Origin of the sequence: Kitasatospora sp. NPDC057518, from assembly GCF_042802075.1 — a bacterium.
Classification (GTDB): domain Bacteria; phylum Actinomycetota; class Actinomycetes; order Streptomycetales; family Streptomycetaceae; genus Kitasatospora.
This window is the reverse complement of sequence record NZ_JBHVEU010000289.1, coordinates 1-11,401: the sequence shown is the minus strand read 5'-3', so window position 1 is coordinate 11,401 and position 11,401 is coordinate 1. Positions and strand designations below refer to the sequence as shown.

Genomic DNA, 11,401 nt, shown 5'->3' with positions numbered 1-11,401 from the left:
GACTTCAACGGCGGCGACTTCGGCGGGTTCGGCGGCGGTGGCGATTTCGGTGGTGGCGGCGGCGACTTCGGCGGCGGGGACTGGTAACCCGCTCGACCGACCGCACGCTCCCGCGGCCCCGCCGGTTCGCCGGCGGGGCCGCTCCCGTTCGCGCGGGGGCGTCGTCCGCGGAGGCGGGCCGGGGCCGAGCTGTGACCGGGAGCGCGGACGGCTAGGGTCGGGGCATGCACGGTCGCGACGCCCACAGTGAGGAACCGGTCCGGGTGACCGCCTGGGTCCGGGGGAAGGTCCAGCAGGTCGGGTTCCGCTGGTGGACCAGGGCACGGGCGCTGGAGATCGGACTGAGCGGCTACGCCAGCAACCTCGGCGACGGCCGGGTGCAGGTGGTGGCCGAGGGGCTCGCGGCCGACTGCGAGCAGCTGCTGGCCCGGCTGCGCGGCCCGGGGACCCCGGGGAACGTCAGCGGGGTCACCGAGATCTGGACGGCCGTCGGCCCTGGCTACGAGGGTTTCGAGATCCGCTGAGCCGCGCCGGGCCGGGCCGCCGGCGGTGCTCCGCGCGGGCTCCCGGGAAAAGATCCGGAACCGGCGGTGTCACGAGGTTGCCATCCGGGCAGACTCGTGGTTGACTCCGCATCGAACGATGATCCACGAGCACGCGGTGGACCCGTCCCGAAGCCCCCCAGGCGTGATGACACCGCCGGGCAGGTGACAGGGGCGCGGTAGCGTGCGGTGATCGTGTTGACCCTTTCCGTCTTTGGTGAGACGCTGGAAGCCCGCGCACACGACCGCGTTCTCCCGGTAGGCGCATGCCCCCGTGAGCCCAGCTCACGGTGGTTGTGCCGCAGTGCCCAGCCAGCACTTCCGGTGACGCGCCGCGCGTGCGTCCCCCTTCCCCCTAGACCTGTACCGTTCCGGTTCGGTCACTCAGCGTGGAGGACCATTCATCATGGCAAAGGCGCTTCTCGGGTACGTCGGCGGCCCCGACCCGCGAATGCTCTCCGAGATGCGACGGCTTCAGCAGCGCGTCCAGGACCTTGAAGCGGAGCTCCTTCGGATGCAGGCTGAGAACGACGCTCTCACCGCTGTCGCTGACGAGCACTCGCTGCTCAACAGCATCGATCTGGATCAGCGGGAGCCGGCTCTCACCTGAGTCCCGCCCGGTCCTCGCAGATCGACGCCGTTGCGCACCGAGCCGCCCCGAAAGGGACGCAGCTTGCAAGGGACGCCCTGATGTGGCGTCCCTTCGTCGTGTCCGGCTCCGGATACAGTCGGTTCCCGTCTGAGCGATAGAGGGGACCGGCCGCGTGCACCTGAAGAGTCTGACGCTGCGCGGGTTCAAGTCCTTCGCCTCCAGCACCACCCTGCGCTTCGAGCCCGGCATCACCTGCGTCGTCGGCCCGAACGGCTCCGGCAAGTCGAACGTGGTCGACGCGCTGTCCTGGGTGATGGGCGAGCAGGGGGCCAAGTCGCTGCGCGGCGGCAAGATGGAGGACGTCATCTTCGCCGGGACCAGCGGGCGCGCCCCGCTCGGCCGGGCCGAGGTCAGCCTCACCATCGACAACACCGACGGCGCCCTGCCGATCGACTACTCCGAGGTGACCATCACCCGGACCATGTTCCGCAACGGCGGCAGCGAGTACGCCCTCAACGGTGAGACCTGCCGCCTGCTGGACATCCAGGAGCTGCTCTCCGACTCCGGCATCGGCCGCGAGATGCACGTCATCGTCGGGCAGGGCCAGCTGGACTCCGTGCTGCACGCCGACCCGATGGGCCGGCGCGCCTTCATCGAGGAGGCGGCCGGCGTCCTCAAGCACCGCAAGCGCAAGGAGAAGGCGCTGCGGAAGCTGGACGCGATGCAGGCCAACCTCAACCGGGTCCAGGACCTGGTGGCCGAACTGCGCCGCCAGCTCGGACCGCTCGGCCGACAGGCCCGGATCGCCCGCCGGGCCGCCGGCATCCAGGCCGACCTGCGCGACGCCCGGCTGCGGCTGCTCGCCGACGACCTGTGCGCGCTCCGCCGGGCCGTCGAGGCCGAGGTCGCGGACGAACTGGCGCTGCGGCTGCGCCGCACCACCGTCGAGCAGGAGCTGGCCCGGGCGGTGCAGCGCGAACGCGTCCTGGAGGCGCAGGTCGAGCGGCTCGGCCCCGGACTGGAGACCGCCCGGCAGACCTGGTACCGGCTCTCCGCGCTCGCCGAGCGCACCCGCGGCACCGTCGGGCTGGCCGAGGCCCGCGCCCGGCACGCCGCCGCCGGGGGCCGGGGCGAGGAGCGGCGCGGGCGCGACCCGGAGGACACGGAACGGGAGGCCGCGCGGGTCCGCGAGGAGGAGGCCGCGCTGACCGAGGCCCTGGAGGAGGCGCGGTACGCGCTGGCCGAGGCGGTCGAGCGCAAGGACGGACTGGAGCGGGAGCTGGCCGCCGAGGAGCGCCGGCTGCGGGACGCCGCCCGGGCCATCGCCGACCGCCGGGAGGGCCTGGCCAGGCTGCAGGGGCAGGCCGCCGCCGCCCGGTCCAGGGCCGCCGCCGCGCAGGCCGAGATCGGCCGGCTCGCCGAGGCCAGGGACGAGGCGCTGCTACGCGCCGAGGCCGCCCGGGGCGAGCTGGACGAACTCCAGCGGCAGGTGGACGGCCTGGCCGGGGAGGACGAGCAGGCCGAGGCCCGGTACCGGCGGGCGCGCGAGCACCTCGCCGCGGTGGAAGGGGAGCTGGCCGCGGCCCGGGAGGCGTCCGCCGCCGCCGAGCGCGAGCGGGCCGGGCTGACGGCGCGGCACGAGGCGCTCTCCCTCGGGCTGCGCCGCAAGGACGGCACCGGCGCGCTGCTGGACGCGGGGGAGCGGCTGGGCGGGCTGCTCGGCCCGGCGGCCGCGCTGCTGCGGATCGAGCCGGGGTACGAGGTGCCGCTCGCCGCCGCGCTCGGTGCGGCGGCCGACGCGGTGGCCGTCGACTCGCCGTCCACCGCCGCCGGGGCCCTGCGGCTGCTGCGGGCCGAGGACGCCGGCCGGGCCGCGCTGCTGATCGCCGGTACCGCCGGCTCCGCCGAGGCGGCCGAGCCGGCGGGGGAGCTGCCGGACGGGGCCCGCTGGGCGGCCGAACTGGTCGACGGCCCGGCCGAGTTGCTCGGCGCGGTCCGGCGGCTGCTGGCCGGGGTGGCGGTGGTCGCGGACCTCGACCGGGCGCTGCGGCTGGTCGCCGGGCACCCCGCGCTGTGCGCCGTCACCGCCGACGGGGACCGGCTCGGCGCCGGCTTCGCCCAGGGCGGCTCCGGCGGCGCGCCGAGCCTGCTGGAGACCCGGGCCGCGGTGGACGAGGCGGCCCGGGCGATCGGCGAACTCACCGTCCGCTGCGCCGAGTCGGCCGAGCGGCTGGCCCGACTCGCCGAGCAGCGACGGGAGTCGGCCGCCGAGGTGGAGCAACTCGCCGAGCGGAGACGGCAGGAGGAGAAGGAGCGGGCCCAGGTCGCCGGGGCGCTCGGCCGGCTCGGCGGGCAGGCCCGCGCCGCCGCCGGCGAGGCCGGTCGGCTGTCGGACGCCGCCGCCCGCGCCGAGCAGGGGCTGGCCGAACTGCTCGACGGGGCCGAGGAGCTGGCGCGGCGCCTGGCCGCCGCCGAGGAGTCGGCCCAGGCCGGGGAGGACGAGCCGGACGCCGCCGAACAGCAGCGGCTGGCCGGGGCCGCGAGCGACGCCCGGCAGGCCGAGCTGGAGGCCCGGCTCGCGGTGCGCACCCACGAGGAGCGGGTCCGCGCCCTGGCCGGCCGGGCCGACCAGCTGGACCGGGCCGCCCGCGCCGAGCGCGAGGCGCGCGCCCGGGCCGCCGAGCGCCGCCGGCGTGCCGAGCACGACGCCTCGGTGGCGAACGCCGTCGCGGCGGGCGCCCGGCAGCTGCTGGCCTGCCTGGAGGTGTCGCTGGCCCGCGCGGACGCCGGGCGGGCGGCCGTCGAACAGGCGCGGGCCGAGCGCGAGCACGAGCTGCGCGAGCACCGGGAGCACGGCCGCGGGCTCAAGGAGGAGCTGGACAAGCTGGTCGACGCCGGGCACCGGGACGAGGTGCTGCGGGCCGAGAAGCGGCTGCGGATCGAGCAGCTGGAGGCCCGCGCGCTGGAGGAGTTCGGCATCGACGGCGGCGAGCTGCTCGCCTCGTACGGGCCGGACCAGCCCGTCCCGCCGTCCGCGCCCGAGGAGGGGGCGGAGCCGGGCGAGCCGTACCCGTACGTCCGGGCCGAGCAGGAGAAGCGGCTGCGGGCGGCCGAGAAGGCGTACCAGCAGCTCGGCAAGGTCAACCCGCTGGCGTTGGAGGAGTTCGCCGCGCTGGAGGAGCGCCACCGGTTCCTCGGCGAGCAGCTGGACGACCTCAAGCGCAGCCGGCGCGACCTGCTGGACATCGTCCGGGAGGTGGACCAGCGGGTCGAGCAGCTGTTCACCTCGGCGTACCACGACACCGCCGCCCAGTTCGAGGGCGTCTTCGCCCGGCTCTTCCCGGGCGGGGAGGGCCGGCTGGTGCTGACCGACCCGGAGAACATGCTCGCCACCGGGGTCGAGGTCGAGGCCCGGCCGCCGGGCAAGAAGGTCAAGCGGCTGTCGCTGCTGTCCGGCGGCGAGCGCTCGCTGACCGCGGTGGCGCTGCTGGTCGCGATCTTCAAGGCCCGGCCCAGCCCGTTCTACGTGATGGACGAGGTGGAGGCGGCGCTGGACGAGACCAACCTGCGCCGGCTGATCGGGATCATGGAGGAGCTGCGGGAGAGCTCCCAGCTGATCGTGATCACCCACCAGAAGCTCACCATGGAGTCGGCCGACGCCCTCTACGGCGTGACCATGAAGGGTGACGGCATCTCGCAGGTGATCAGCCAGCGGCTGCGCGAGGAGCACCGGGAGCGCCGGCCGCGGGCGGTACGCACCGCATCGGTGTAGGGCGGCTGCGGTCCATCCGGGCTCCGGTCGCGGATACTGGAGCGGATATGGAATACGTGATCCTTGCCGTAGTCATCGCCGTGGTCGCCATCGGCGCGATCGCCGGCCTCGTCGTTTCCGGCAGACGACGCCAGCAGCTGCCCCCGAAGTCGCAGGCGCCGGTCATCACGGCGCCGAAGCCCACCCCGCAGGAGCCCCAGGTCGGCGAGGAGGCCGCGCCGCCGACCGAGGCGCCCCGCCGCACCGTCGAGGAGGTGCAACTCCCGGAGGCCGAGGCGCCCGCCGAGGCCGAGGCCACCGAGGCCGAGGTCGTCGAGACCGCTGAGGCGGCCCCGGCCATCGAGGTGCCCGAGCCCACCGCCGGCCGACTGGTCCGGCTGCGCTCGCGGCTCTCCCGCTCGCAGAACTCGCTCGGCAAGGGCCTGCTCTCGCTGCTCTCCCGCGAGCACCTGGACGAGGACACCTGGGAGGAGATCGAGGAGACGCTGCTCACCGCGGACGTCGGCGTCGCCCCCACCCAGGAGCTGGTCGAGCGGCTGCGCACCCGGGTGAAGGTGCTCGGTACCCGCACCCCCGACGAGCTGCGCGCGCTGCTGCGCGAGGAGCTGGTCGAGCTGGTCGGCAAGGACTCCGACCGTGCCGTGCGCTCCACCAAGCACGAGGAGGGCCCGGCGGTGGTCCTGGTGGTCGGCGTCAACGGCGTCGGCAAGACCACCACGACCGGCAAGCTGGCCCGCGTCCTGGTCGCCGACGGCCGTACGGTGGTGCTCGGCGCCGCCGACACCTTCCGCGCCGCCGCCGCCGACCAGCTCCAGACCTGGGGCGAGCGGGTGGGCGCGCGCACCGTGCGCGGCCCGGAGGGCGGGGACCCGGCCTCGATCGCCTTCGACGCGGTCAAGGAGGGCATCGCCGAGGGCGCGGACACCGTGCTGATCGACACCGCCGGCCGCCTGCACACCAAGACCGGCCTGATGGACGAGCTGGGCAAGGTCAAGCGGGTCGTCGAGAAGCACGGCCCGGTGGACGAGGTGCTGCTGGTGCTGGACGCCACCACCGGCCAGAACGGCCTGATCCAGGCCCGGGTGTTCGCCGAGGTGGTCGACATCACCGGCATCGTGCTGACCAAGCTGGACGGCACCGCCAAGGGCGGCATCGTGGTCGCGGTCCAGCGCGAGCTGGGCGTGCCGGTCAAGCTGATCGGCCTGGGCGAGGGCGCGGACGACCTGGCCCCGTTCGAGCCGGGGGCGTTCGTGGACGCGCTGATCGGCGACTGACAGCCTCCGCGAAGCGTTCGATCAGGGAAGCGCACGAAGGGCCCGCCCCCTCCAGGGGGCGGGCCCTTCCGCGTGCCGGGGCGGGGCGGTCAGGAGGCCATCCAGGCCGGCTCGACGGTGCGCTCGCGGCCGCGGTGGCAGGCGTAGGCGAGGGTGCCGAGCAGCAGCCGGGCCTCCGGCGGGCAGCCCGCGTTGTCGCGGGTGGGGCGGCGCAGCCAGCGGACCGGGCCGAGGCCGCCGAGGACGGTGGGCGGGGCGGCGACGTGGCCGCCCTCGCCGTGGCAGACCAGGTCGAGCGCGGCGTCGTCCCAGCCCATCCGGTACAGCAGGTCGGGCAGGCGCCGGGCGGTGCCGGCGGCGACCAGGAACTGGAGCCGGCCGGTGGGGGGCGCGAGCACCGGGCCCACCTGGGTGCCCATCCGCTCCAGCCGGACCAGGGCCTGGAGGCCGGCCTGCTCGGGGACGTCCAGGACGTCGAAGGCGCGGCCGGTGGGGAACAGCACCGCGCCCTCGGTGCGGGCGGCGCGGGCCCGGCCGCCGCCCCGCACGGGGTGCAGGCCGGGCGCGGCACAGCGGGGGGAGCCGCAGGGACAGCGGAGCGGGGCGGTGGCGCCGACGACCGGGGTGCCGGTCTCCGGATCGCCGGTGACGACCGCCCAGCCCCAGCGGCCGGTGTACTCCGCGGCGGCCTGGGACGCGGTGACCTTGGTGCGGCGGCGCGCGCCCAGCGGTGCCAGCCGCAGGTGCCCCAGTCGAAGTTCGCCGAACAGGTTGTCCATGCCTCCCCCAACAGGTTCTTGTTGCCGATGGTTACGGGACGGTGACTGTGTGTCGATTGTCAGCCGTGTGGTGCGTAGTGCGGTGGCGGCGCGCAGCGCGTGGTGTGCGCCTGTTCCGGCGGTGCGCCTCGGGCGCCGCCTTGTGGGGGCGGCGCCGATGCCGGATCGTCGTGTTCGTGGGGCTGTCGCCGTCCCGAGTGGACGGTGAACTCGCCTGTGGCTGCGGTGGGTTGCGGGTTCCGCCGGGTCCTCCGGGATGGGCCGGGGGACTTGGCGGCCCGCATATGCCGGGCCGTCGGGACTCCCTAAGTGAAGCGTGTGCCCCCGGGCTTCGGTTCACTCCTGGGGGTGGCGAAAGGTGGCGTTTCGCCAGGGGCGCTCCCACGGGCCCCTCACGGGGCATTACGTTCAGCGTGCGGATGTCGTCGAGGAGTCTGTCCCGGGTCGTCGGGCAACGGGAGTTGGGAATCTGACGGATCGTCCGCAACGATGGCACACCAGTGCGAGGGCGCTGCGGTACGGCGGCGCCGCGGCACCTCAGGCACGGCACGTCTGGCAAGAGCCCGCAACCGTCGGGCGGTCACGATCGGGGGCCCCGGTAGGGGCCGGGCGGGATGGGGACGTTACCCATGGCAGAGAAGCAACCGAATGAGAAGCTGACCACGTGGTTCGCCCGCAGTGGCTGGTCCAAGGGCGAGTTGGCCCGCCAGGTCAACCGCAAGGCCCGGCAGATCGGCGCCCACCACGTGTCCACCGACACCTCCCGGGTGCGCCGCTGGCTCGACGGCGAGCAGCCCCGCGAGCCGATCCCCAAGATCATGTCGGAACTCTTCTCCGAGCGGTTCGGCTCGGTGGTCTCCATCGAGGACCTCGGCCTGCGCGCCGCGATCCCGGTCTCCACCGTGGGCGGCGGCGTCGACCTGCCGTGGAGCGGCCAGCAGACCGTCCAGCTGATCAGCGACTACTCCCGCAGCGACCTCATGCTCAACCGCCGGGGCTTCCTCGGCACCTCACTCGCGCTGACCGCGGGCGCCGCGCTGATCGAGCCGATGCAGCGCTGGCTTGCCCCCGGCCCGAGCGGCGTCCCCACCCCGATCCTCACCGCGGCCAACGGCGGCGAGGCCTTCACCGGCCGGCTCTCCGAACCCGAGCTCGAACTGCTGGAGCAGACCACGGTCATGTTCCGGCAGTGGGACGCCCAGAACGGCGGCGGGCTGCGCCGCAAGGCCGTCGTCGGCCAGCTGCACGAGGTCACCGACCTGCTCCAGGAGACGTACAGCGAGGACACCACCAAGCGGCTGTTCCGGCTCACCGCCGAACTCGCCCACCTGGCCGGGTGGATGTCGTACGACGTCGGGATGCACCCGAGCGCGCAGAAGTACTACGTGCTCGCCCTGCACGCGGCCAAGGAGGCCGGCGACCGCCCGTTCGGCGCGCTGATCCTCACCGACATGAGCCGCCAGATGATCCACCTCAACCGGGGCGAGGACGCCCTGGAGCTCATCCACCTGGCCCAGTACGGCAGCCGCGACGCCGCCACCCCGCGCCAGCAGTCCCTGCTGTACGCGATGGAGGCGCGCGCCTACGCCACCATCGGCGAGGTCAACCGCTGCGCCCGGGCGATCCGGCTGGCCGAGGACACCTTCACCGACATCCGGGACGGGGACCAGGACCCGGACTGGCTGAAGTTCTTCTCGCCCGCCGAGCTGAACGCCGAGAACGCCCACTCCTTCCGCGACCTCGCGTACCACTCGGACAACGCCGAGCTGTACGCCTCGCTGTCCGCGCCGGTGATGGAGACCGCGGTCGACCTGTTCCGCCAGGACGCCGACCACGTGCGCTCGTACGCCTTCAACCTGATCGGCATGGCCAGCGTCCACCTGCTGCAGAAGGAGGCCGAGCAGGCGGTGGTGATGGCCGAGCAGGCGGTGGACATCGCCACCAAGGTGCGCTCGGAGCGGCTGAACTCCCGGGTCCGCAAGACCACGGAGGCCGCGTCGGCCCGGTTCAAGGGTGTGGACGCGGTGAGCCGGCTCAAGGAGCGGGTGGTCCAGGACATCCCGGAGTTCGTCTCGGTGGTCTGACCGGAGGCCCGCCAGGGCCGTCCGAAGGAAAAGCTCCACCGACCGTGGCGGCCGCCGCCGTCACGGTCGGTGGCATGTCCGGCAGCCGATGGTCCGGCCCGGCCGGGCCGCGGCGGCCGCGGTTCACGCAGCCGTAACCCGCGCGTCGCACGCGTCACCGCGGTGAAACAACCGGCCGCACCGGCCGAAACCAGCCTTCGGCACGCTCCTCCTCAACGCCGACACCCCGGGTGGCACCACGGGACGGGTCCCCGGGTGCGGATCGGCCTGGACGCAGAGGAGACGCCGATGCCGGACGGCTTCAGCGCGGGCGACACCGCCTTCGTACTCATCAGTGCGGCCCTGGTCATGCTGATGACCCCAGGGCTCGCCTTCTTCTACGGGGGCATGGTCAGGGCCAAGAGCACGCTGAACATGCTGGCGATGAGCTTCCTCTCGCTCGGCATCGTCAGCGTGCTGTGGGTCCTCTACGGCTACTCGCTCAGCTTCGGGTCCGACTCCTTCGCCGGCCTGATCGGCAACCTGGACCACCTCGGGATGCGCGGCCTCGGCCTCGACGAGCTGACCGGCTCCATCCCGGTCACCGCCTTCGCGCTGTTCCAGCTGATGTTCGCGGTCATCACCCCGGCGCTGATCAGCGGCGCCGTCGCGGACCGGGCCAGATTCGCCGCCTGGGGCCTGTTCATCGCGCTCTGGGTGACGGTCGTCTACTTCCCGGTCGCGCACTGGGTGTTCTTCTTCGACGGCGGCCACGGCGGCTGGCTGGGCGACCGCAACGGCGTGATCGACTTCGCCGGCGGGACGGCCGTGCACATCAACGCGGGCGTCGCCGGCCTCGCGCTCTGCCTGGTGCTGGGCAAGCGGATCGGCTTCAAGAAGGACCCGATGCGCCCGCACAGCCTGCCGCTGGTGATGCTCGGCTCCGGGCTGCTCTGGTTCGGCTGGTTCGGCTTCAACGCGGGCTCGGCGCTGGCCGCCAACGGCGTGGCCGCGATGGCCATGGTGAACACCCAGGTCGCCACCGGTGCGGCGCTGGTCGGCTGGCTGGTCTACGAGCGGTTCAGGCACGGCGCCTTCACCACGCTGGGCGCCGCCTCCGGCGCGGTGGCCGGACTGGTCGCTATCACCCCGGCCTGCGGCTCGGTCAGCCCGCTCGGCGCGGTGGCGATCGGACTGGTCGCGGGCGCGGTCTGCTGCGCCGCCGTCTCGCTCAAGTACCGCTGGGGCTTCGACGACTCGCTCGACGTGGTGGGCGTGCACGCGGTCGGCGGGGCGGTGGGCTCGCTGCTGGTCGGCCTGTTCGCCACCGGCGGGGTCGGCCAGGGCGTCAAGGGCCTGTTCTACGGTGGTGGGATCGGCCAGCTGGGCAAGCAGGCGATGGGCGTGGCGGTGGTCGCGGCGTACTCCTTCGTGCTGTCCTGGCTGCTGGCCAAGGCGGTCGACCGGCTGGTCGGCTTCCGGGTCTCCGGCGAGGTCGAGACGGCCGGCATCGACCAGGCCGAACACGCCGAGTCCGCCTACGATTTCACCGCCGTGGGGGCGGGGCTGGCCCGGGCCCTGCCGGGCCTGGCCGCCGCTGCCGCGACGTCCGCCGCCGAGCGGTCCGCCGGACGGTCCACTGAACGGACCGGCGAACGGACCGGCGTCGCGGAACCCGGTGCCGCCCAGCCCGCCGTGCAGCCCGCCGAGAAGAGGACCGAGGTCGACGCCCGATGAAGCTCATCACCGCCGTGATCAAGCCGTACCGACTGGACGAGGTGAAGTCCGCCCTCCAGGCCTTCGGGGTGCACGGCCTCACCGTCACCGAGGCCAGCGGCTACGGCCGCCAGCGCGGCCACACCGAGGTGTACCGGGGGGCCGAGTACACCGTGGACCTGGTACCGAAGGTCAGGATCGAGGTCCTGGTCGAGGACGAGGACGCCGAGGACCTGATCGACGTCCTGGTGAAGGCCGCCCGGACCGGGAAGATCGGCGACGGCAAGGTGTGGAGCGTGCCCGTCGACACCGCCGTACGGGTCCGCACCGGCGAGCGCGGCCCGGACGCCCTGTAGCCCGGCGGCCGGTCGCCCCGCGCCGGACGGCGGGCCCGTTCACCCGGGAGGGTGCGGGTCCGCCCGGCGGCGTACCGGCGCTTCCGTACCGGCCTCTCCGGAGCGGCCTCCCCGGACCGGCCGAACGGCCGAACGGTCGACCCGAGGGCAGGACGGTTCACCAGCAGGACGGTTCACCCAGCACGACGGACGGGACCCACGCGCATGACCACCGAGACCAGCCCCTCCGACCCCGTCGACCCCTCCGACCCCGTCGGCTGTGCCGCCGCCGCCCGGGCCGCGCTGCTCGCCGCCCCCGGCCCCGGCC

Annotated in this window: 8 protein-coding genes; 7 read left to right on the top strand and 1 reads right to left on the bottom strand. The window is 74.2% G+C overall.

The features are described 5' to 3' along the window. Nucleotides 1–224 precede the first annotated feature (224 nt). The 4 genes from ACFU7Z_RS26350 (at nt 225) to ftsY (ending at nt 6,180) form a co-directional block, all read left to right on the top strand. On the top strand, nt 225–524 hold the full coding sequence (locus tag ACFU7Z_RS26350) for an acylphosphatase (RefSeq protein WP_049653395.1): 300 nt from the start codon (nt 225–227) through the stop codon (nt 522–524). Between the two features lie 424 nt (nt 525–948). Next, nucleotides 949–1,152, top strand: coding sequence for a hypothetical protein (locus ACFU7Z_RS26345; protein WP_045702518.1), 204 nt, complete (start codon nt 949–951; stop codon nt 1,150–1,152). A 154-nt stretch (nt 1,153–1,306) separates the two neighbouring features. Next, entirely contained in the window at nt 1,307–4,906 is a 3,600-nt protein-coding gene (gene smc / locus ACFU7Z_RS26340) for a chromosome segregation protein SMC (RefSeq protein WP_380780064.1), read from the top strand. Between the two features lie 47 nt (nt 4,907–4,953). Then, nucleotides 4,954–6,180 (top strand): signal recognition particle-docking protein FtsY, encoded by a 1,227-nt coding sequence (ftsY, locus tag ACFU7Z_RS26335; RefSeq protein ID WP_380780062.1) that lies wholly within the window; start codon nt 4,954–4,956, stop codon nt 6,178–6,180. An 89-nt stretch (nt 6,181–6,269) separates the two neighbouring features. Here the strand turns inward: ftsY and ACFU7Z_RS26330 are convergent, their stop codons facing one another. Continuing rightward, nucleotides 6,270–6,959, bottom strand: coding sequence for a bifunctional DNA primase/polymerase (locus ACFU7Z_RS26330; protein ID WP_380780059.1), 690 nt, complete (start codon nt 6,957–6,959; stop codon nt 6,270–6,272). A 629-nt stretch (nt 6,960–7,588) separates the two neighbouring features. Here ACFU7Z_RS26330 and ACFU7Z_RS26325 point away from each other — a divergent pair. The 3 genes from ACFU7Z_RS26325 to ACFU7Z_RS26315 all read left to right on the top strand — a co-directional run bounded on the left by ACFU7Z_RS26325 (nt 7,589) and on the right by ACFU7Z_RS26315 (nt 11,094). Then, nucleotides 7,589–9,043 carry a hypothetical protein gene (locus tag ACFU7Z_RS26325; protein WP_181970686.1) on the top strand — a complete coding sequence of 485 codons (1,455 nt, stop codon included), beginning with the start codon at nt 7,589–7,591 and terminating at the stop codon, nt 9,041–9,043. Nucleotides 9,044–9,331: 288 nt separating this feature from the next. Continuing rightward, a complete protein-coding gene (locus ACFU7Z_RS26320; protein ID WP_375877287.1) occupies nt 9,332–10,759 on the top strand; it encodes an ammonium transporter in 1,428 nt (475 codons plus the stop codon). After that, entirely contained in the window at nt 10,756–11,094 is a 339-nt protein-coding gene (locus ACFU7Z_RS26315) for a P-II family nitrogen regulator (protein ID WP_049659191.1), read from the top strand. The genes ACFU7Z_RS26320 and ACFU7Z_RS26315 overlap by 4 nt, the downstream gene beginning before the upstream one ends. Nucleotides 11,095–11,401 lie beyond the last annotated feature (307 nt).